At 55.5% G+C, this 22,255-nt stretch carries 19 protein-coding genes; 6 read left to right on the top strand and 13 right to left on the bottom strand.

Annotated elements, in window-relative coordinates:
• Positions 1-104: 104 nt before the first annotated feature.
• Positions 105-1,112: a KpsF/GutQ family sugar-phosphate isomerase gene (locus VKV18_RS08660; protein ID WP_324203807.1), complete on the top strand. Its 1,008-nt coding sequence runs from the start codon at positions 105-107 to the stop codon at positions 1,110-1,112.
• Here the strand turns inward: VKV18_RS08660 and mazG are convergent.
• The 7 genes from mazG to VKV18_RS08625 all read right to left on the bottom strand — a co-directional run bounded on the left by mazG (position 1,109) and on the right by VKV18_RS08625 (position 6,956).
• Positions 1,109-2,623 (bottom strand): nucleoside triphosphate pyrophosphohydrolase, encoded by a 1,515-nt coding sequence (mazG, locus tag VKV18_RS08655; protein WP_324203806.1) that lies wholly within the window; start codon positions 2,621-2,623, stop codon positions 1,109-1,111. The genes VKV18_RS08660 and mazG overlap by 4 nt on opposite strands.
• An 11-nt stretch (positions 2,624-2,634) precedes the next feature.
• Positions 2,635-3,753: a peptidylprolyl isomerase gene (locus VKV18_RS08650; protein WP_324203805.1), complete on the bottom strand. Its 1,119-nt coding sequence runs from the start codon at positions 3,751-3,753 to the stop codon at positions 2,635-2,637.
• A 57-nt stretch (positions 3,754-3,810) separates the two neighbouring features.
• Positions 3,811-4,332, bottom strand: coding sequence for a hypothetical protein (locus VKV18_RS08645; RefSeq protein WP_324203804.1), 522 nt, complete (start codon positions 4,330-4,332; stop codon positions 3,811-3,813).
• Positions 4,333-4,406: 74 nt separating this feature from the next.
• Entirely contained in the window at positions 4,407-4,673 is a 267-nt protein-coding gene (locus VKV18_RS08640; protein ID WP_324203803.1) for a hypothetical protein, read from the bottom strand.
• A gap of 44 nt (positions 4,674-4,717) precedes the next feature.
• Positions 4,718-5,488: a FliA/WhiG family RNA polymerase sigma factor gene (locus VKV18_RS08635; protein WP_324203802.1), complete on the bottom strand. Its 771-nt coding sequence runs from the start codon at positions 5,486-5,488 to the stop codon at positions 4,718-4,720.
• A gap of 77 nt (positions 5,489-5,565) precedes the next feature.
• Positions 5,566-5,838, bottom strand: coding sequence for a hypothetical protein (locus VKV18_RS08630; RefSeq protein WP_324203801.1), 273 nt, complete (start codon positions 5,836-5,838; stop codon positions 5,566-5,568).
• 158 nt (positions 5,839-5,996) lie between these two features.
• Entirely contained in the window at positions 5,997-6,956 is a 960-nt protein-coding gene (locus VKV18_RS08625) for a P-loop NTPase (protein WP_324203800.1), read from the bottom strand.
• Positions 6,957-7,249: 293 nt separating this feature from the next.
• Between VKV18_RS08625 and VKV18_RS08620 the strand changes: the two genes are divergently transcribed.
• Positions 7,250-9,283: a DUF6785 family protein gene (locus VKV18_RS08620; protein WP_324203799.1), complete on the top strand. Its 2,034-nt coding sequence runs from the start codon at positions 7,250-7,252 to the stop codon at positions 9,281-9,283.
• 4 nt (positions 9,284-9,287) lie between these two features.
• Here the strand turns inward: VKV18_RS08620 and VKV18_RS08615 are convergent, their stop codons facing one another.
• The 4 genes from VKV18_RS08615 to VKV18_RS08600 all read right to left on the bottom strand — a co-directional run bounded on the left by VKV18_RS08615 (position 9,288) and on the right by VKV18_RS08600 (position 13,116).
• Complete coding sequence (locus VKV18_RS08615) at positions 9,288-9,626, bottom strand: P-II family nitrogen regulator (protein ID WP_016482367.1); 339 nt, start codon at positions 9,624-9,626, stop codon at positions 9,288-9,290.
• A complete protein-coding gene (locus VKV18_RS08610) occupies positions 9,623-10,510 on the bottom strand; it encodes a transglutaminase family protein (protein WP_324203798.1) in 888 nt (295 codons plus the stop codon). The genes VKV18_RS08615 and VKV18_RS08610 overlap by 4 nt, the downstream gene beginning before the upstream one ends.
• Positions 10,511-10,609: 99 nt before the next feature.
• Positions 10,610-11,566: an alpha-E domain-containing protein gene (locus VKV18_RS08605; protein WP_324203797.1), complete on the bottom strand. Its 957-nt coding sequence runs from the start codon at positions 11,564-11,566 to the stop codon at positions 10,610-10,612.
• A gap of 2 nt (positions 11,567-11,568) precedes the next feature.
• Positions 11,569-13,116, bottom strand: a complete 1,548-nt coding sequence (locus VKV18_RS08600; protein ID WP_324203796.1) for a circularly permuted type 2 ATP-grasp protein — start codon at positions 13,114-13,116, stop codon at positions 11,569-11,571.
• A 391-nt stretch (positions 13,117-13,507) separates the two neighbouring features.
• Between VKV18_RS08600 and VKV18_RS08595 the strand changes: the two genes are divergently transcribed.
• From VKV18_RS08595 to VKV18_RS08580, 4 genes are all read left to right on the top strand, one after another.
• Positions 13,508-14,791: an alginate export family protein gene (locus VKV18_RS08595; RefSeq protein ID WP_324203795.1), complete on the top strand. Its 1,284-nt coding sequence runs from the start codon at positions 13,508-13,510 to the stop codon at positions 14,789-14,791.
• Positions 14,792-15,033: 242 nt separating this feature from the next.
• Positions 15,034-17,028 carry a TIGR03960 family B12-binding radical SAM protein gene (locus tag VKV18_RS08590; protein ID WP_324203841.1) on the top strand — a complete coding sequence of 665 codons (1,995 nt, stop codon included), beginning with the start codon at positions 15,034-15,036 and terminating at the stop codon, positions 17,026-17,028.
• 222 nt (positions 17,029-17,250) lie between these two features.
• Positions 17,251-18,639, top strand: coding sequence for an RNA polymerase factor sigma-54 (gene rpoN / locus VKV18_RS08585; protein WP_324203794.1), 1,389 nt, complete (start codon positions 17,251-17,253; stop codon positions 18,637-18,639).
• A gap of 96 nt (positions 18,640-18,735) precedes the next feature.
• A complete protein-coding gene (locus VKV18_RS08580) occupies positions 18,736-19,503 on the top strand; it encodes a cytidylyltransferase domain-containing protein (RefSeq protein ID WP_324203793.1) in 768 nt (255 codons plus the stop codon).
• Here the strand turns inward: VKV18_RS08580 and VKV18_RS08575 are convergent.
• Positions 19,500-20,711, bottom strand: a complete 1,212-nt coding sequence (locus VKV18_RS08575) for a hypothetical protein (protein ID WP_324203792.1) — start codon at positions 20,709-20,711, stop codon at positions 19,500-19,502. The genes VKV18_RS08580 and VKV18_RS08575 overlap by 4 nt on opposite strands.
• A complete protein-coding gene (locus VKV18_RS08570) occupies positions 20,712-22,247 on the bottom strand; it encodes a hypothetical protein (protein ID WP_324203791.1) in 1,536 nt (511 codons plus the stop codon).
• Positions 22,248-22,255: the final 8 nt, after the last annotated feature.

Below are 22,255 nucleotides of genomic sequence, written 5' to 3'. Positions count from 1 at the left end.
ACATCGAATCGCACCTATCGTACATAAGGGCATTATACACCGCGCAACAAATTCCGTCAAGTGTGGCTCTGCGTGGGTGGGTGCATCGAGGTACAATGAAGAGTATGCAACGAGAAAAAAGGTTTTCACAGGAAGAGAACGAGGCTCTTCAGTTTGCGAGGGAGGCGCTGTATGTGGAGTCGGAAGCGGTGCGCTGCCTTGCCGACCGCATCGGAGAGGCCTTTGCTCAGGCGCTTTCCCTACTAGAGACCTGCAGCGGGAAGGTGATCACCATCGGTGTCGGTAAATCCGGCATTATCGCCCGCAAACTTGCCGCCACACTCACCTCCATCGGCCAGCCCGCCGTGTTTCTCCATCCCACCGAGGCTCTCCACGGCGATTTAGGGCTTGTAACCAACGAAGATGTGGTGATCGCATTCAGCAACAGCGGGGAAAGTGAAGAGTTGCTTACCCTCCTTCCGTTGCTGCGAGCACGTGATATACCTCTTATCGCCATCACGGGTAACCTTCATTCCACGCTGGCACGCCACGCACATGCCGTTCTCGATGCCTCGGTGGAGCGCGAGATATGTCCGCTGAACCTCGCACCCACCACAAGTGTCGTCGCTGCACTGGCCCTTAGCGATGCTCTGGCCATGGCGCTTCAACGCCGTCGCCATCTCAGCCCAGAGGAGTACGCTCGTAATCACCCAGGCGGCCGCCTCGGGCGTCGCTTAACCCTAAGGGTTCAAGATTTGCTGCCCCCCGATGGCAGCGCTTTGCCCCATGTGGCACCAAGCGCCTCGTTCCAAGAGGTTGTCTGCGAACTTACCGCCGGGCATATGGGAGCCGTGTGCGTGCTGGACGATACGAACCATCTGCTCGGGTTGATCGCCGAATCGGACTTCCGTCAAGCCTTTCTAAAACATCAACAAGAGAGCTTCAACCTAACGGCAGCGGATATGATGAACCCAAACCCCATTTTAACCCTTGCGCCCGATCAACTCGCCTATGAGGCCCTCCAAAAGATGACCCAGCGTCCGCGCCCCATCTCGGTAGCCCCTGTTCTTACTGCGGAAGGCATCTGCCTAGGGCTTTTACGGGTAAACGATCTCGTCAAAGCAGGGCTTTAGAGAGGTTCCTGGCGTTTTGCCTCTTCCCATAAAGCATCGAGTTCGTCGAGTTTCATCTCTTTCAGAGAGCAGCCCTTCTCTGCAGCACGTCGCTCCATATAACGAAAACGCGTCTCAAACCGTCGCAACATAGTTCGTAGTGCCTCTTCGGCATCGAGGTTCTGTTTACGCGCCACCTGCACCAAGGTAAATAGCAGATCGCCTAACTCAGCAGCTACCCGTGCCCGATCGGGTGAGTCAACGGCCAGCTCGCGCTTTAGCTCTTCCCACTCTTCCTCTACTTTGGCGAGCACTGCCTCAAGGCTCGGCCATTCAAACCCCACCTTTACCACTCGCTTGCTCAGCTCCATGGCGTACATCAAGGCAGGCAACCCTTTGGGAATTCCATCGAGAATAGAGTCGGGCTGCGGGACGTTCTCCCTTTTTTCCGCCCGCTTAATGCGCTCCCAATTCCGCAGCACCTCTGCGCTATCGGCAACCTCCGTCGTTCCAAAAACGTGTGGGTGGCGACGAACCAGCTTCTCTACAATATGCGCCGTAACGTCATCAATAGTGAATAGCCCCTCTTCACGGGCGAGTTGGGCATGAAAAACCGCCTGCAGCAGGGCGTCGCCCAGCTCTTCACAGAGGGCATTCGGATCGTTGGCATCTATCGCGTCAAGAACCTCATAGGTCTCTTCAATGAAATACCGCTTCAAGGTAGCATGCGTCTGCTCGCGGTCCCAAGGGCATCCGTCAGGCGCCCGCAATCGCGCCATCACTCCTACCAGCGCATAGAATTCCTTAGGGCGTAACTGCGGAGGAAGCGGCGGCACATAGACGGCCGTTAGGTGATCGAGGGGGAGGCGGTCGAGTTGATAAAGCGGTATGGCCTGAACGCTCTCCATGGCGGTTACTCCGGCATTGCGCACAAGCAATACCTGCCACTCGTCGGGATAGTAGCGCATAAGCGCCAATTTGGCGTGAGAGGCAGATGTCTTATCGAAGACCTGAAAAAGCAGCAACCCGCGCGAAGTGTCTATGCGTCCCCCTAGGGGATGGCCCTCACGGCTCACCGCGTCATCAAGTTGCAAGGATAGGGCATCGCGAACGTCGCATCCCTCCGCCAAAGGGAGATGCGCTGCCGCTAACACGGCCTCAATGAAGCTGCAGGATGAGACAATGCGATAGGCGATGTCTTCGGCCTCGAGTCGTTCAAGCAGCAGGCGCACGCTCTCCTCGCCAAGCAACGGATGCCCCGGAACGGCATAGGCCACCGAACGCCCAGCACGAGCGCGCTCTAATAGCCTGTTGACAATGACCTGGTAGACCTCTTCAAAGCTTGTAGCCGAATCGTAAACGTAGTCGAAGGTCTCAAATGCAAGCCCCCACTCCTTTAGAGTGGCCACGCACGGATGACGTCCGGTACGTAGATAGAGGGTGCCTTGTGCTGCAGACTCGCGCAGGGCACGTTCGGCCCCGCGCGAGATGAGATCGGGATCGCCCGGCCCTAAACCGATCAGCGTTACCATGCTCAGCTTTCCTAAGGACCGTTCTGGGGTGGAGCACTACTTCTCGGTGCCTGAGGTGTAGGAACCGACTGTGAAGGCACGGGCGCATTTGGCATAGATGGAGGCTGACTCAGAATTTGATTCAGCCGTACCAGAACGATGCCGGCATAACGCTGGTTGTAGATGATGATCTTATTTTGAGCCAGAAGCCCCTTCAGATAGTCCGTCAGAACCTGGTAAAAATGCAGCTGGTATTGTGGGAAGGCCTGTTGAAGGTACTGCTCCACCAGCAACGGGCGCACCTGCTCGTAACTCATGGGCTTGGCGGGCATTTTATGCGTAAGCTGCACCAGCACATAAAGGGGCGTTGGAGACCCAGGCTGTTTGAGAGGGATCGGCGCATCGGCGAACTGGCCGGGAGAGAGCTTTTCAAGAGCATTGTAAAGTTGAGGCTGTTGCTGTTGCACTTGTTGGGCGCTTAAAGTCACCTCTTCTCCGTCGAAGGGCGCAGCGTCGTGCTCTCGTTGAGCTTCCGCGGCGAAATTCCCGGTGGCTTTCAACCGATTCAGCGTTTCAATGCCGTCCTGCTCATTTTTTACCAACAGCATTCTGGCAACAAAGCGTTCTGGCAGATCGAGTTGACTCTTTTCTCGGTCATACATCTGCTTCAGTTTGGCCTCATCCACATGGTCGGTGTCGGCGCCGATAGCGAGAATCTCGTAAAAAAGCGTAAGTTGCTTTTTTAGCTGATTTTCTGGGATCAGGCCACGGCGAATGTTGTCGTCGAGATTGGGGTCTTTTTCGCGTTGATACTCCAAAATTCGGTCTATAAAATCGTCCGCCGGAACAAAGCCCTTTTGTTGGGCAAGCTGTTGAATAGCTGTTTCGCGAATGAGATACAACAGCGCCAAAGGCCCGGCCTGCAGGTCGGGCGCGTTGCTGAAATCGGCCTGGGTGAGGTTTTCAAGGGTATCGTAATAGCGCCCCACGTTGATGCTCTGGTTGCCCACCTGAGCGATAATGCTATCGCCTTGGCAGCCGGCCAACAGGGGTAGCAAAAGGATGCATAGAGTTCCGGCCACCTGCCGAAGAGAAAGACGCCGGCCACAACAAGCAAGGCCGAGGCCTTGCCGAAAGGAAACGGAAGCCAAAGGTAGAATGTCTCCTTAATAAAGGATTTTCAGAAAGAGATGGCCGTTCGGAGTGGTTTATCCGCGATGGGCAAGTTTCAGCCCCAATAACGTCTCTACCTCGCCTTCGGAGACGCCCACTTCACGGGCAATGGCAGCCGGTGGGACGCCCTTTTCCGCTAAGGCATAGATGGCCTCTTTTGGCGAGACGGTTTTAGAACGCTTTGGTACCGATTCGGTTGGAGCGATCTTGAGTTCGTTGCTCACCGATCCTTCTCTAGATTTGGGTTTGCCGCTCCGCTGCGACGGAGGAGCTGTTGGTTCCTCCAGCTCCTCATACCGCTTTATCTGACGCTCTAAAGCGGCTAATAGCTCACGGGCCTCTTCGCAGCTTCGCTCCAGGCGAACCGATGCCTCTAACGATGCCTCCTCAAGTTGCTCGATGAGCCGATTCACATTCCGTTGTAGGCCCTTTAGCTCTGAAAGCACAGGGGCCTCGATGGCACGAACGGAAAGCTCGGCGCGAGCCTTTTGAAACAGAACCCATCCTACAGTGAGCATGAGGATTTGCAGAGCAAAGCCTATGGCCTGCCACTCCATACGGCACATCCTTTCTCAATACGAATAATATGGCACAAAACGGCGTCGAAAAACATCTCTTTTGTAGCTGGCCACTAGGTGACGATGTCTATATGAGGAGTCTCGGAGAGAACAGAGGTCTCTTCTTGAACGGTTGCATCCGTCGCAGCGGCTGTTACCGCAAGCGCATCGGCACTCAGCTCCACCACGTCCTCCTCGGTTACAGCGTCCTCTTCCTGCTTCTTCGGCGGTTTCTCCCGATGCTGTTCAGGAGGAGGGTGTTGGCGCGGTTCCCGCCCCACCTCGCGAATGCTTTCTGTGTTTTCGATGCGGTGGATAGAAAGTAAATCGCTTTGATCCATGTGTTACCTCCTTCACCGACACCCGCCGTCAAGAACGGTGGCAGTCAGTGAAAAAGCTCCTTATCCCGCTGCAGATACCCCTGCAATCGAACGACCGCCTGGGTATGCAGCTGATAAACCCTGGATTCAGAGATCGAAAGGATACGCCCGATCTCCTTAAACGTCAATCCCTCATAGTAGTAGAGGGATATTACCAAGCGCTCTCGTTCCGGCAGACGATCTATCGCCTTGCCAAGCATGTGCTTGCGCTCCTGTAGCTCCGCCTCGGCGGAGGGCAGAAGGCGCTCATCTTGGATGACATCGGAGAGGTGAAGGTTCTCTCCATTTTCACTGCCAACGAGAACCTCTTCCAAAGAAAGCAACGAAGATCGACCGGCCTCGATGAGCAGCTTGTGAAACTCATCCATCTCCATATGCAGCTCCGCTGCCACCTCCTCTTCCGTGGCCGGGCGCCCGAGCCGTGCCTCCAAAAGGTTGTAAGTTCGTTCCAGCATCTTGATGCGCTCACGAGCCGAACGCGGCACCCAGTCGTCCTCGCGCAGCATTTCGAGAATAGCACCACGAATAAGAGCAATAGCGTAGGTTTCGAACTTCACTTGCCGCGAGGGATCGTACTGGTCTACAGCCTTAATAAGGCCTAAAGCGCCCGCGCTCACAAGGTCTTCTCGATCCAGGCTGGGCGGTAGGTTCGATATCACGCGCCCCGCTGTGATTTTAACCAAGTAGGCGAAATGCTGTATTAAACGCGCGCGCGCGTTTTCATCTTGAAACTCTTTGAAACGGTACCAATCTCTTTGAACATCCTCTGGTCTCATCGGGTTCACTCCTTCATTCCGAAGCCGCTTACATCGGAACTGCCGCGCACGGCACCCCGGCTTCACTTTTGTATCGGTTATTTAGAATTTCCTTCCCCCTGATTTTCCGCCTTCACCCCCAGCAAGTCCGCCACCGTCGTGCCGGGCACGATGACATCGAGCTTAGGCTCCGCCTCCTCCTTCCCTTCCTCGAGCAGAGCGGTTCCTAATATCCCATCTCGCGTCCCTTCGGTGAGCGCATAGCGCAGCACAAGGCCGAAACCGGCGAACACGAGAAACGCTGCCGCCGAACGAGCAAGGCAGGTTCCCGGCGATGTGCCATTTAGCAGACTTAAAAAAGAGACTAACATGGCGGAAAATGCGCCTAATATGGTCGGTAGTTGGGATGTCAACGACTTCACACGCCTTATCCCTGTAGATAAAATTTTAGAAATAGATACCCCCTCATTGGGTTGTATCTATGAATCTTTTCTTTGTAATCGTTCGGACTCCTGCTTACCCGGCGAGCTTAACGGCCAAGATGTCTACTGAAGAAACGCTGCATGCGATTCAGAAGTCCGCCCACCCCTTCCACTTCCTTTGGTGCCGGGGCAGAGTAGGTGAGCTGATGCGCTATCTTTCGCACGGCGCGTGCCGCCGGCGAGGAGGGATAGCTCAACAGAAACGGCTTGCCGTTTCGGACGGCTTGCCCCACGGCAGGATCGTGGGGAATGCTTCCAAGAGACACCACCTCTGTTCCCAGAAAACGGCGGGTGATGGTCACGAGGCGCTCCTGTGCGGAATGAGCTTCCGCTTCGTTCTGCGCCATATTGACTGCCAGCATAAGGCGCGACTGCGGGTTTTCGCGATAGACCGTTTTGATAATTGCGTAGGCGTCGGTCAGGGCTGTTGGCTCCGGCGTGGTAACCACCAGCACCTCTCCGGCCGCGCACAGGAAAGCGAGAACGTTTCGAGCCAAGCCGGCCCCTGTGTCTATAAGCACGATGTCTGCCAGCGCATCAAGCTCTACGAGGCTTTCAATAAGCGCTTCCCGACGAATGGCGTCGAGATCGGCGAGTTCGGCCAATCCGGAGGCGCCGGCCACAATCCGAATGCCGTTAGGGCCAGGGCAAAGCACCTCGCGCAACGACCGATCGCCATGCGTTACATGCTCTAAGTTATACTGTGGGTAGACGCCCAGAACTACATGAAGATTAGCCAAGCCGAGATCGGCATCCACAACGATCACGCGATTGCCGGTTTCGGCCAAAGCGAGCGAGAGATTGGAGGAAAAGTTCGTTTTGCCTACCCCTCCCTTACCGCTCGTCACCGCAATAACGCGCGCTTTGCGCGCACGCGCGGGAGGGGTGACGACGGCCTGCGCAAACGTCTCGGTGCTTTTCTCGGTAAGAGATGGCTCTCTAACCCCCGCTCTCTCATCCCGATTTTGACTTGCCAAAGCCCGAAGTCCATGCGCTTGGTCTAGCATAGGTGAGCGTCTCCTGCGAAGAATTTACCTGGTTCGAGTTTCTGTATAGGGTGCCGAACCCCATAGCGAGCACCTGTATAGGCGCTCGTTAAGAAGCTATAGTCTCCCCAAATTATCGGCATTATCGGCGCGGAAATGTAGGATCAAGAGAGCTTTTTTGAGAGCGCTATGCAGACGACTTCGCTTTGACTTGACAGAGCTAGCTAATACGAAACATAATGAGCACGGCTCAAGACCATACCTTTGGTTGCCGCTTTGGCCCCTAACAGAACTTGGCTCTCCTGGAGGAGTGTATGGCGGTTTCGCCAAGCAATCGTTCGCAACCTACAGAGACATCCACACGAAGTGCCCTTAGCTTGAAAGCGCTTCTCATCGGGCTGGTTTGCGTGGGTATTACCTGTGTGCTTGTTTGCTATGCCGAACTCGTCGTTGGGAAAATTCAGATCGGCTACCTGCAGCTCCCCCCTGTTGTGGTGGGCATGTTAGCCCTGATTTTAGGCCTACAAGCCGTCCTCCGCAAACTTTCAGAGCGCCTCGGCTTGGCCCAACACGAACTCTATACCATCTATGTCATGATGTTGCTGGCCTCCATGGTTTCCTCACGTGGCCTTATGGAAAAGCTTATCCCCCTGCTCGTCGTGCCGAACTACTTTGCTTCTCCCACAAACGGGTGGGAGGGCCTGTTTTTTAAATGGATTCCGAAATGGGCGGTGCCGTGGGATCCGAAAGGCCCTCCAAAACAGTTTGTCGCCGCCCGTTTTTTCGATGGCCTGCGACCAGGAGAACACATTCCTTGGGCGCTTTGGGCCGTTCCGCTGGTGGCCTGGGGCCTATTCGTAGGCCTGCTTTTCACCGCCTTTCTTTGTCTTGCAGCCCTCCTAAGGCGCCAATGGGCCGATAACGAGCGTCTCTCCTTTCCTCTCGCGCAACTTCCCCTAGAGATGATTCGTGGGGAAAATATCACGATAGGGGGCAGCACCCAACCGAGTTTCCTTAAAAACCGCCTTATGTGGCTGGGCTTCGCTATCCCAGCTTTCGTGTTCGGCCTAAAAGGCCTCCATCAATACGCCCCCGCCGTGCCCGATATCACCACCGATATCGATCTCAACAGCCTGCTCTTTTCTCAGCCACCCTACAACAGCGCCATCGGCTTTTTTCACGTCTACATCTCGTTTATGGCCATCGGCTTTTTCTACCTTTTGCCCTCCGACCTGCTCTTTTCCCTCTGGTTCTTTTTTCTGCTAACCCGCTTAGAGGACGTTCTCAGTGCCCGCTTCGGCTATCAGTTCCCCACCATGCCCATGTACGGATGCAAAACCTATCAGGGCTACCAGTTTATAGGATGTTATCTCACCCTAGTAGGCTACATGATCTATACGGCACGCCCCTATCTTCGAGCCATCTGGGGCGCTTTGTGGGCATGGAAGCGGCCCGCCCATCTGCCGGGCGAAGAAAACGAGCTGTTGCCCTACCGCTTGGCTACGTTCGGCCTGGTGGGCAGCGTGTTGCTGCTTGCACTCTGGCTGCACCTGCTGGGAATGAGCTATTGGCTCGCTCTTTTTGAGCTGGGGATAGGCATATTCGTTATCGCTCTCGTCATGGCACGTAGCACCTCTGAGGCCGGCATGCTGATGACCGAAACCTGCTTTCGGCCCACCGACATCTACCGTATGGTAGGCGACCTACGCAACTTAGGCCCGGCCAATCTCACCTCTTTAGCCTTCCTAGATGCCGTTATGCTGCGTGACCAACGCGGACTGATTCTTACCGGTTTTCTCGACTCGATGAAGCTTGCCGATGGTTTATCTGTGCGCCGCCGCACCCTTGTACCGGTTTTCGTGCTTGCATTCGTCACAGCGCTGCTCGTCTCCGGCTACTACAGCATCCATCTGCCCTATACCTACGGCGCGGTGCAGATGTATAGCTATGTATATCAGGGCAATCCGGTTTGGGCTTTCACCGATGCGGCCTCTACCATGAACCATACCAATCCCAACATTCAGTTCTTCGACATTCTCAACTTCGGGATAGGAATCCTGGTAACGGTGCTGATCGTAGCGCTGCGCAGTCGTCTACCTTGGTTTCCCTTTCATCCCCTTGGCTACGCGCTCTCCGGCAGTTGGACGATGATGGTGTTTTGGTTTCCATGCCTTGTGGCGTGGGTCTTGAAATCTCTTATTATTCGCTATGGAGGCATGAAGCTCTATGCACGCCTGCGCCCTCTTTTTCTAGGGGCTGTGTTGGGCGAGTTCATTATGGCCATCCTCTTCACCGCACCGGCCATCTTCAATCGCTTTACACCCACTCCCACATTCCCCTGGCCGTAGGGCATCAAATGGCCTCTTCGCCCCGCTCTTCGGTGCGAATACGTACCGCATCGTCGGCCGGCAGAATGAAAATTTTGCCATCTCCCGGCTCACCGGTTCTGGCGTGACGCAAGATGGTCTCCACAATGGCTTCGACCTCTTCATCACGGGCAACGATTTCTAACTTTACCTTGATGGGCAAAGGGATGGCGTATTCTGCGCCCCGATAGCTCTCACGGTGCCCCTGTTGCCGCCCACTCCCGCGCACATCCTGCACCGACATGCCTGTAACCCCAATCTCGCCTAAAGCGATCTTCACCGCATCCAGCCGACTAGGGCGAATAATAGCCTCTATTCTCTTCAATCCTCCTCCTCCAACCACACCCGCACGCTCGTCTCCATCTGATGATCGGCCGGCCCGTGATATACTCCGCGTATCGGTGAAACATCGTTATAGTCTCTACCATGATGCACCTTAATATAATGCCCGTTCACCACCAGGTTGTTGGTTGGGTCGAACCCATGCCAAGCCCCATCAGGCAGAAGGCACTCCACCCAGGCGTGCATCGCATCGCCTCCGATGAGATGTTTCTCTTCTGACCACCCGCTCTCTTTCGTTCCACTGCCGGTATAGACATAGCCGCTCACATAGCGAGAGGGAATGCGCTGCCGACGACATATGGCCAACATGAGATGTGTAAAATCTTGGCAGACGCCACGTTTCTGCTGCAGCACCTGTTGAATAGGGGTATCAATCCGTGTAGAGCCGGGCGCATACTCTAACACCCGATGCAACAGGCGGATGAGGGCGATAAGAAAGGTGGCCGTGGCTGGCCCGCCTGCCTGTCGTCTGGCAAGCTGTGCAATGCGATCGGTCTCCGCCGTCAAAGGAACCAATCGCGTTGGCGACAGATAGTCATAAAAACGCTGCCGTACCCCCTCGCGGGCATAGAATGCGCTGTCGTCCTCATGTATCTGCAGCCCCGCAAAAGGGTCTTGAATGTGGGTAGTAACCTGCGAATAGGCCTGAATGGTCAGCGCGTTATGGGGGGCACGGATGCTGAAATGGTGCACCGTGCCGCTTGGCAGCTCGTAGCTAAAAACGCGCGCTTTAGGCTCTATATCAAGCTCGAAGGTACGACAGGTCTGATTGTTATCGCTTACGGGCATCAATCGAAGCTCGTTATAGCTATCTCTCACCGCCGCCGGATAGGCGTAGCGAGTTATATGGCGTACACACAGTTGCATAGTGTTCTAAAAGGCTCTGATCAGGCGAATCTCTCGCCGTAAAGCCTGCTTCCCCTTCGATGTTTCATCTCAATTCTCATTAGGCTCTCCTTTCCCGTCCTAATACGCAAGATACTGCGCCGAAATTGCCTCGCCTATCTCGGCACATCGGCGCTGCACATCGTGCAAAAAGGAATGCAGCCCGGCTGCCACGATCTCTTCCGCGCGACTATAGGTGAGATCGGCAAGGAGACGCCCCACCCTCAGCTCGGCTTCATTGCGCGGCTCGGCCTGAGGGTTCCCACCAATGCGGCGCAAACAGCCCTCCACACGCGCGATGCCATGACGTACCGAGGCGGGGAAACGGATGTCGAAAACCAGAAAATCCACTACCCCTTCCGGTCGAATACCCTCTTGGTGCACCTTTCGATACATCTCAAAAGCGCTTACCGACTTCAACACGGCGATCCACTGATGGATATCGGGCGTTACTTCTTGCGTTGGTGAGCGATCTCCAAGCAGCTCCTTATACTTCACGTCCAAAAGCCGTGGTGTTTGGGAGGCACGTTCTAAAAAACGACCGGCATCAAGCCAATCGCGCGCCTCATCCATGAGCATCGTCCGGTTCAAAATGCCCTGAAAGAGATGCGAGGCATCCTTCACCATCTGGAAGAAGATGTGAGGCGAATCGGCCAGCAGTCTCTCCACATTCCACTCGCGCATTCTAAGATAGGCCGCATTAAGGCTTTCCCACATCTCTGAGGAGAGCTGCTCGCGTACCACGCGCGCATTACGGCGTGCTCGCTCCCAACAGGAAAGGATAGAGTTGGGGTTCTCTACATCGAAAGCGAAAAAGTGGAGCACATCGCGGTCGTTCTGCCCTGTATAGCGCGCTGCATAGGCCTCTGTGCTGCCGGCAATGGCCAACAGAGCCTCCCAATGCAGCGTCCCATCCTGTGCTGGCGAACTCATCTCCAGAGCCGTAGAATAGTGCACATCCACCATGCGTGCCGTGGCCTCGGCACGTTCCACATAGCGTCCTATCCAAAAGCAAGCATCTGCCTCTCGACACAACATAGTTACTGCGCCTCCCCAGCTTGTCTCGGCAAAGACCACGATCGCTGTTGCTGGCCTAACAATGCCGGCTTGCCTAAATCGCCTATGGATGGCCTATCTCCTCGATGTTCACCGGCCAATACCCACGTATCCTTGCTGCCGCCGCCTTGCGAGCTGTTGACCACGAATGAGCCTTTACGCAATGCCACCCGTGTAAGGCCTCCCGGAATTACGGTAACGCCTTTACGGCCCTGGAGAATATAAGGCCGCAAGTCCACATACCGCTCCTCAAAATGGTCTTCCACAAAGGTAGGCACACATGAAAAACGCACCAAAGGCTGGGCAATGTAGTTGCGAGGGTTCGCCTCTATCTTACGTGCAAACTCCTCTCGCTCCTGCGCGCTCGCCTGTGGGCCGATCAGCATGCCGTAGCCGCCCGACTCGTTGGCCGCTTTGACGACAAGCGTGTCTAAATGCGCCAGGATATGTTTCCGCTGCAGGTCTTCATAGGCCACATAGGTCTCGACGTTAGGCAGAATCGGGTCCTCCTGCAGATAGTAGCGAATGATGCGTGGCACGTAGGCATAGATCACCTTGTCGTCGGCAACACCGGTGCCTATCGAGTTTGCCAAAGCCACATTGCCCGCGCGATGCGCATTTACCAGTCCGGGGACGCCCAGCAACGAATCCGGTCGAAACACCAACGGGTCGAGAAAGTCGTCATCCACACGCCGATAGATCACATCCACCCGCTGTGGCCCCCGCGTGGTTTTCATAAACACACTGTTATCCTCCACAAAAAGGTCTCGCCCCTCCACCAGCGCGATCCCAAGCTGCTGTGCAAGGAAAGCATGTTCAAAGTAGGCGCTGTTGTAAGGGCCTGGAGTCAGAAGCACCACACAGGGGTTCTGCTTGCGTTCCTCAGGGGCAAGTTCCCTCAGGTTTTCAAGCAGCTGGGTTGTGTAGTGGTCTACCGAGCGCACGGCATAGTCCTGAAAAAGCTGGGGGAACACTCTGGTCAGCGTGGTTCGGTTCTGCAAAACGTAGGAGACCCCCGAAGGACAACGAAGATTGTCTTCTAGCACAAGATAGCGTCCGTCGGCATCGCGAAGGATATCCGTCCCACAGATATGCACGTAGATACCCCCTGGAGGGTTGGCTCCTAAAAACTCCCTGCGGAAAAAGGTGGCACTCAACACTAACTCCCAAGGCACCACGTGGTCATGCAGGATTTTCTGATCATGGTATATGTCTTGCAAAAAGAGGTTGAGGGCGATCATGCGCTGTGTCAGCCCTTTTTCAAGAAACGCCCATTCCTGAGAGGGGATAATTCGCGGGATGAGATCGAGCGGAAAAGGTCGTTCGCAGCCGCCCTCATCACCGTAGACAGCAAAGGTAATCCCCTGCTCCATAAAAATGCGCTCGGCCAGGCGACATCTGCGCCGATACTCCTCTAAAGACATCTGAGAAAGACGCAAAAAGAGCTGCCGATAGTGAGAGCGCGGATGTCCATCCGGCTCAAACATCTCATCATAGCCTTCTTCGATTGTGTAGGCATCAAAGAGCGACATAGGACCGAAAATCTCCTCAACATATGTCGGCCCGTCGTTGCGCCGCAAAGTTCCGGTGTACAGATGAGTGACGCACCCAAACCGTCTCTTTAACTACCAAGAGAGGGCAGAAACTAGACATCATTTTACCCTTTATCGAGACCTCGCTCTACAAAGCCTTCACGGGATGCTCTCCACGCCCACCAACGATGCTTTTCTTGCACAAGTCTCACATAATGAGGAAGCAATCTGTCTATGCGCAAAAAATTGTCTATAAATCGTTGACACCTCGCCATAACTGTGTTACAATGGAACAGCCGACGATGCTCCCATACGGCCTTTGTGCCGATGGAAGCAATCGGTCTTCTGTGTAAACCGGTTCCCAAATTAAACTCACATCAGGAGAGACTCTATGCGTTTTTTTCGCCAAAAGATGTTTGTACTGCTATGCACCGTAGTCTTCGCTAATTTTTTTGCAATAAACGCTTCTTCGCAAACGGTTGTGCCATCCAATGGACACGGATTCTCCTTCAGCCCTGAATGGCGCATCCGCAACGATGAAAGCAACAGCGCTATCGTCAGTACCGGAAACACCGCTTACAACCAAGAGTGGATCAGCCGCCTTCGCCTCGGCTTTGGGTGGAGCGACCCCTCCGGCCTTGCCCTCTTCCTTCAACCGCAATATAGTTGGGGCAACACAACAAATAGCGGCCATATCGCCGTTGTCAACGACTTCGATGTCTTTCAAGGCTACGCTCAGGGTGGCAAAGGTCGCTATCAATGGAGATTAGGACGCCAGGTGCTGGCCTTTGGCGATGGCCGACTCATCGCCTCCCCAGAATGGAATAACTACGGACGCACCTTCGACGCCGCTCGGTTCACCTTTAAAAGCGCACGCCAGACCACCGATCTCTTCTTCGGCAAAATCGGTTTTGCTAACGGCGTTACCACAGTGCCTACGCTCTACGGGGTCTATCGCGTGGAGAAGTTTCTGCCCAAACTTAGCTCCGATCTCTACGCTTTGCTTAAAAACGATCGCGTTTCGGGAGCGAACCTCAGCGTTTTTACTCTGGGTGCCCGACCGGTCATCGATCTTATTCCCCATACGCACATCACCATCGAGCCGGCATTTCAGTTCGGCCACTTTGGGGGCAAAGCCATTGGCGCGTGGGCCTACGCCGCCGTAGCCACTTACACCTTTCCCGGGCCTTCAGCCCTCCATTTCGTTGTAGAACACGACTTCGCCAGTGGCGGCAGTCCCACCGATCCGGCACATTACGAAACATTTGATCAACTCTTTCCTTCCACGCACGGCAAATCGGGCATCCTGGACTACATGGGTTGGCGTAACATGCGCCATTGGCATGTGGGCATGGGGTTTGCTGCCACGAAACGTCTTACCCTTTCGGTGGACGGCCACTTTCTCTCCCTTGCCGATGGTCGCGACTACTGGTACGGCGTGAACGGCGCCCCGGTAAAGGGCAGCAGTGGCAAACCGCTTTGGAGCCCCACCGGGGCTGCCGGCCGAGACATCGGTTCCGAAGTAGATGTCGTTGCCGACTATCGGGTAAGCGCTTACCTCGGTCTCTCTATCGGCTACAGCCACTTCTGGCCAGGGCACTACATCAAAACGCTCGATCCAGCTCAGGCGCATGAAGTCAACTGGTTCTATGTGCAGCCCACCTATCGCTTCTAACATCGAGAGCATTCAACCCTCCTTGGCTCCCAAAGGGGGCCAAGGGGGTCCCTCTTTCCGTGGTGCCGTACGTTTTGAAGTGGTACCGGCTCTATCTGGACGCCTCAGCGCCGTAAGCCGGTACGTACCGGCGCCATGGTCACCCACTGCCGAAGACCGGGCGGAGTGGCACAATCAGCGAACTGCGTAGTATACTAAAACCATCCTGTAGAATGATTGGGAGCGCAGGAGGGATTTTGACGATGTGGACTCGCGAGCAGATAGATGCCGTGTTGGAGGATATTTTACCGCTTGTCAGCAAACCCGGTCGCTACACCGGCGGAGAGTTAAACAGCATTGTAAAAGACCACAGCACCGTTGATGTAAAATTTGCCATCGCCTTCCCCGACGCCTACGAAATCGGCATGAGCAACCTCGCTTGCAGCATAATCTACCACCTCCTCAATAAACGAGAGGACTGTGTTTGCGAGCGCGTCTACGCTCCTTGGCCCGACATGGAGCGCGAAATGCGCGCGGCCGGACTGCCTCTTTACACTTTGGAGACCCGCACGCCCCTCTCCGACTACGACTTCATCGGGTTTGCCCTCTCCTATGAACTCTCTTACACCAACGTGCTTAACATGCTCGACCTCGGCGGCATTCCCGTGCGTTCTCGCGATAGAGATAGGCTCCAACCCAACGGCAAACCCTACCCCATTATCATCGCCGGCGGGCACTGCGCCTTCAACCCGGAGCCGATGGCCCCCTTTATAGACCTCTTTGTTATCGGAGAGGCAGAAGAGGTTCTTCATCAACTTGTAAACAGCTTTAAACGTTATCGCCACCTTTCAAGAGAGGAGCTTCTCGTGCAGCTAGCCCAGATTCCGGGCTGCTATGTGCCGCGCTTCTATGAACCCGAATACGAGAGCGAAGAGGCCAGACTGGCGCGCCTTGAAAGCAAAGGCCTCTCGGTCGAAGAGGCAGAGCGCCTTGGCGACACGATGCCCCATCTCTTAGCCACCCGACGCCTGCGCCCGGATGTGCCGGCAAAGATCGAACGAGTATGGGTGAAGGATGTAGATGCTCTTGAATATCCTACCAAACCCATCATCCCCTATATCGAGGTGGTGCACGACCGCATCTCTTTGGAGGTCATGCGAGGCTGCACCCGGGGGTGCCGATTCTGCCAAGCCGGCATGATCACCCGACCGGTGCGCGAAAAAAGCCCGGAAAAGCTGATGCAACTTGCTGAGGAGTTGGTGAAGAACACCGGTCACGAAGACATCTCCCTTGTCTCTCTCTCCACCGCCGACTACAGCCGCGTGGAAGAGGTCGTTCAGTCGCTGATAGACAAGTATGCCGGTAGCCGTGTGGGCGTCTCGCTACCCTCTCTTCGTGCCGACCGCGACTGTGTGAAGCTGGTACAAGAGATCAATAAGGTTCGCAAAACGGGGTTGACCTTCGCCCCAGAAGCCGGCTCACAACGGATGCGCGATGTGGTGAACAAAGGGGTTACCGAAAAAGACCTCTTCGCCGCCTGCGAGACGGCCTTCCAAAACGGTTGGCAGCGCATCAAGCTCTATTTCATGATCTCTCTGCCCACCGAAACCGATGAGGACGTTTTAGCCATCGGGGAGCTAGCCCATAAATGCGCCGAGATCGCCCGCAAAAACGGTGTGAAGAACCCGACCATCACGATCGGCGTGTCGGCCTTTGTGCCCAAACCCTTTACTCCATTCCAATGGCATGGGCAAGATTCGCTTGAGGAGATAGATAGAAAACAGCGCATGCTGAAGCGCTCTCTGAAAGACCGAGCCATCTCCTATCGTCCCAATGAGGCGGCAAGCGCACAGCTTGAGGCCGTGCTCTCCTTAGGAGACCGCCGTGTGGCCGATGCCATCGAACTGGCCTGGCGGCGCGGTCAGGTGTTCGATGCGTGGGATGAGTATCTCGACTATGAGCGATGGAAGCAGGCCTTCGCAGATGCCGGCATAGACCTGCGTTTCTACGCGAACCGGCACAAAGAGTATGAGGAGACCTTGCCGTGGGACCATATTGATTGTGGCGTCTCCAAGGCCTATCTACGCGCAGAGGATAAACGCGCGCGCTCGGCCCAACTAACTGCCGACTGCCATACGGCTCCCTGCACCTTCTGTGGTGCCTGCGACAGGTCTTACATCGAAAGCAGCAAGGCCAAGCGAGAGAATCGCGCGTTTGTGCCTAACGCCCTGCCCATCATTCCTCTAACAACGCGATAGCGGCACCCGCTCTCCAAGAGAACCACCCCAATGAGGAGAGCGGGTCTTCATTCCGCCAAAACAGGCCGCTTTACATTTTTTCGACATAGCGCTATAATCATAGGGGTTTCATCAACACTATCGAAACGTTCACGCGCTGAAGTCGTACTTACCTATGTCCGATAATTCATCGTAATTTCTTTTGCCTGTCCGAGCTGCCCAAAAGGAGAAGAGAGGCTCGCTATGGCGTTTTTGCAGAACGAACAAAAGCAGGTTCAAGCCCAAAAGCTCGATCCAAAAGTCTTTCTTACACAAAGACTTCTGCAGCTTAATGTGCAAGAGCGGCTGCTAAGCGTTGAGAACGAGCTGTTGGAAAACCCTGCACTCGAACTTACGGAATATCTCGAACCTACCGGCAGCGAAGAGGATAGGCCTTACACCGAGGAGGTTAACCGCCCTGACCCGAAAGAACGCGTAGACCCCTTTCTCTCGCTGCAAGATTCCGAAAACTCTCTCGCGAGCCATCAAGCCCCCATCGAACTACGCGACCATCTCACCAACCAGTTGCATCTGCTTCCGCTCTCTCCCAAAGAACAGGCCGTGGCCGACTATATTATCGGCAACATTGACGATAACGGCCTGCTGACCGAGCCGATAGAAAGCATTGCCCATGACCTAAAAGTCTCCAAAAGCACGGTTGAAAAGGTCTTAACCCAGCTCCAAACCCTAGACCCACCGGGCATTGCCGCACGAACCCTCCAAGAGTGCCTGCTCCTTCAGATAAAACATATTCTGCCCGACATTCCGCCCAATACACCCGCTTGGGAGACAACACAAACCGCCTATCGCATCCTCAGTGAATGCTTTGAAGAGTTCGTGAGTCACCATCATCAGCGCATCTGCCGCCGCCTGCTTCTTCCACGCAAAACGGTGCAAGCCGCTGTAGATTTCATTACCAACCGCCTTACTCCCTACCCCGCAGCCCGCTTTGGTACGCTTTGGAGCCGGCCTTTCGGTGAAGCGGTCATCCGACCGGATGTGCTCATCCATCGAACGGAAACCGGTTTTCAAATCGAGATCGCCGGCTACGCCCCAGAAAACCTTCGCATTAGCCCGGTCTGGCAAGAGGCGTATGAGAAGCATCAAGGAGAACGAATCGTATCGGAACCGATAAACCAGGTGCGTGAATACGTTCGAAGAGCCAACCTCTTTATAGAGAGCCTGCGCAACTGCCATAAAATCTTGCGTGCCATTACCCGAGAGCTTATCCTGTGCCAAACCGCTTTCATTGAGACCGGACAGGTTCAGTTTCTGCGCCCTCTCACCCGTAACACGATAGCTGAAAAACTGGGTGTGCATCCCTCTGTGGTCAGTCGCGCCACATTCAACAAGTACGTGCGTCTGCCTAATCTCGAAATCCATCCTTTTAATATCTTCTTCGACTACTCCCTCGTGGTTAAAACCGCCCTCCAACAACTCATCACCGAGGAAGACCCAAAAGCACCATTAACCGACCTCGAGCTAACCGAGAAGCTCTGCGCCATGGGCTTCGATGTGGCACGCCGAACCGTGGTAAAGTACCGAGAGCAGTGCCGCATCCTTCCCTCTCATCTGCGCCGGCGCTACAACTGACCTTTTTCCTCTCTCAAGCCGATAATTTGTACAGGCCACGGTTCGATACGTCTCTACAAGACGTTTGGCCTTCTCATCTCTTGGAGAGGAAGTTTCATGGAAGAAACAAACCCCTATCCCCGTGTGCTTGCCATTGTGCAAGCACGCATGGGAAGTTGCCGGTTGCCCGGCAAACCGCTACTATCCTTAGGTGACTCCACCCTTATTGAGCAGACCATACGGCGTATTCGTGCCTCAGAGATCGTCTCTGAAATCGTCGCTGCTATTCCGTCTCATCCAGAAAATCGTCCGCTACGTCAGCTCTGCCGAAAGCAAAACATTCCATGCTTCGCCCACGATGGGCCGGAAGAGGACGTGCTGTCGCGCCTGCTACAGGCCGCCAAGGTCTTCCAAGCCGATGTCGTGGTGCGCACGTTCGCCTGCGATCCCCTGCTCGAACCCAAAATGCTTTGGGCATCGGTTCGCTATCAACTCGACACCGATATGGATATCGTTACGGTGGGGCGTCTGCCGGAAGGCACCGCCTGCGAGGTGATGCCCCTTCGTACTCTCATCCATCTCGACAGCTTTTGTAGAAGCCGAGAGGATCGAGAGGAGGTTACCGCTTTCCTGTGGCGCCATCGCGAGCTGTTCGACTGCGCTATTCTGCCGGCTCCCCTCAGTTTGCGGCTGCCGGGAATCCGTTTGCGCATCCAAACCGAGGAGGACTACGAGCTGTTGCGTTGGATTTTCAACACGGTGGCACCGCGCCCAAACGGGCTTATTGCCGTGCGCGATGTGCTTGATCGGCTCCTGCATCATCCCGAACAGCTGCATAAAGCCATCGGGAACTACGCGGTTGTCCACGACCCGAAGGCGGCCTAACGAGGCGCTTTCATGTTAGGAGGAACCGTACGCACCACCCCCACACCACGCGCACGCTGAGGGCGCAGGCGCATCGGCTCCAAAACGGGCAATACAACTTCCAGTACAGGTTCCTCCGGCACCGTCTCCTCTTCAAAAACGAGGAGGATCATCCATCCGATAAGCGTTCCTACAAACGTCGCCGCCAGCAGGCGCCCCATCGAATCGCTTCCAACTCTGAGAGCGTCATTCAGACACCAGGCGGCCAGCAGTCCAGCCAGCCCCCCCGCATTGCGCGTAGCCCGTTGAGGAAAGTGCGGAATCCATCGGGCGCATTTCGCTCCGACCACCAGCCCTACCACCAACCAACCAAGGAAACGACTGAAGTTTTCCCAAAGCGGCGGCATTCCCAAACCTCCGCGCACGCCGCCCCACAACAACAGATGGAAGACCAGCTGCCCACAGCCTCCGGCCAGAAAGCCCCACCCGGCCATACGCCCCGCTCTTAATAGAAACTCTTTTGCCGTAAAACGAAACGGCACGCCATGCCGCCGATAGACCCACCACAAGCCACCAAGAAACGCCAACGCCATGAAACCCACAACAAACCCAACCCACAGAGCAACGATGAGGAACTCCTTCAGAAGAAAATTGGAGAGCGTCGTTAGTGGGGTCGTGGTGGCGGGCGTCACCGTAAAATCGGTTACCTCCACCGTTTGGTGGGGCCAAAGGCTTCCCTGGTACTGCTTTATGCTGCCATGCACCATCACCCGACAGTGAAAGACGGTTGGGTCGGGGTCACCATGGTTGGCATAGTAGTGCACGAAGACACGGTAAGTTCCTAAGGGAGCCTCTCCGTAGGGCCAAAAGATGTTTTCGACCGGAGTAGAGGTAAGATGTTCGATGCTCGCGTTGGCATCCACATCGAGCTGCCCACCCGTTGGGGAACGCCGATGCATAAACCATATTTTCACGCCGGACGGGTCTATGCACCAAAGGTCTAGATCGTTGCGATTGTTCCAAGCCAGCGATATCTGCACCTCACCGCTCTGCCCTCCGGCCTGCTCCACCCGGCGTGAAATATCGCTGCGATAGATAAGCAGCGGCCACATGTTGCCGGCAAGCAGGTCGGCAACCGGCCTGGTCTGCATCACCCCTTCAAGGAGCAAAGCGGTAAGCAAACAGACCGTCCCACCTATCAGGGCAAAAAGCACTCGAAATCGCCACATTTACCATCGTCCCGCCAAAAAACCGTTCCGTGCGGTCGGCACCGATTTCGTGATCTCCGGCTTTGCCGGTAGCGGTTCCGTCGCTTCTATCAGGTTTTCGAGCGCCTGCTGCAGTCTATTCGCCTCGCCTACGGCGGCAGCCCTTGCGGCCTGTCGTCGCTCACGCACCACATCCGGCAAGGTCGGCATACTTAAACTCAGGCGTCTCTGCTCCATGTCGGCCAACTCCGCCTTCAACTCCTGCAGGGTTTTCTCCATGCCCTCCAAGCTGTAGGCATGTTGCAGAAGCTCCTGAACGGCCGGGTCTTTAGCGCGCGCTTCCATCACCGCCCTTTGCCTATGCCTCAGCCAGGCGCGTCGCATCTGGTCTTCGACTTCCGACCAACCCTTTGTGCTTTTATAAAGCAAATAGGGGCCGCTGATGAGAAGCCCTATCAACATGTAGACCGGCAGAGGCATCTCATGGTCTTGATTAGAACGCATCTCTTGCACACGCTCTTCACGCAGTATCTGCTGATGATGCAACATGCGCAGCCCCATCCCTTCCGCCGTCACTTCGGCCAACCCCAACACCAAAGCCCCCATCAAGCAGAGAACGGCAATGGTGGTCTGCTCCCGTAAGCGCGGCACCTTCACGGCGGAATCGTTAGTCTCAAGGCTTCGGCTCAACATGCCCACCACCGCATGGTATATCTCTCCCATGAGATACACTATCACGAAACCCAGTGCGGCAGCCACTCCCAAACGCGGCAGCCCATCGGCCCTCAGCAGCGTATCCAAGTCCAGCAACCCCACCAACGTCCCCAAACAGAGGGCCAACAGAAGGCCGGCCACCAACGGCGCCAATATCTGCATAAACAGGTTGAGCAGAAGGGCAAAAAAGCCCTTCTGCTCTTCCGGCCTCACACCGTGCTCGCCCGCTATCTCGTCGAGGTCGGGTATCTCTTCAAGGGCTTCGATCACCTTGCGCGGTTCAACGGCCGCGCTAGGGCGCTGCTCCCCGTCCCGCGAGGCCACCTCCCGCTTCAGCAACCCGTCCGGCAGACGCAGGCCGGCCTGCCCCACGCTCTCGGCAAAACGGCGTCGCTCTTGGAGAAGCTCCATTTTTAGCTCTGTTTCCTGTTCACGCAGCAGCTCGATCTGCCTCTCCAGCCGCTCTTGCTCCTTGGTGTTTTCAGCCTTCAGCTGCTCCAGCAGCTCCTGCACCTCGTCCTCTACCGCAAGCTGCTCCTCGGTGGCCGCCACAGCGCGAGTCCAATAGTTCCAACGCAGCAGCCAAAACCTGCGGGGAAAATCGCGGAAGTGCCCCTCAAGCTGGTTCAGCAAGGCCTCTTGGCGCGCTCTCTCCTCTGCCGAGAGACCGATAGGCGGCACGTGCCAAACCATGTCACCGGCAAAACCGCTAGGCCAAAAGAGAGCACGCTTCGCCGCCTTCGATTCTCCCTTTGCCGCAACAGAGGAAGGCTCTTCAACACGCCCATTTACAACCGCACGTCCCTCTCTTTCTAGCCCCGAAACCACATCCGGATCGTCCATCGCTTTCC

The organism is Chthonomonas sp. (genome assembly GCF_035294505.1).
Taxonomy (GTDB): domain Bacteria; phylum Armatimonadota; class Chthonomonadetes; order Chthonomonadales; family Chthonomonadaceae; genus Chthonomonas.
The sequence above is the reverse complement of the archived record's forward strand: the minus strand, read 5'-3'. Positions and strand labels throughout refer to the sequence as shown.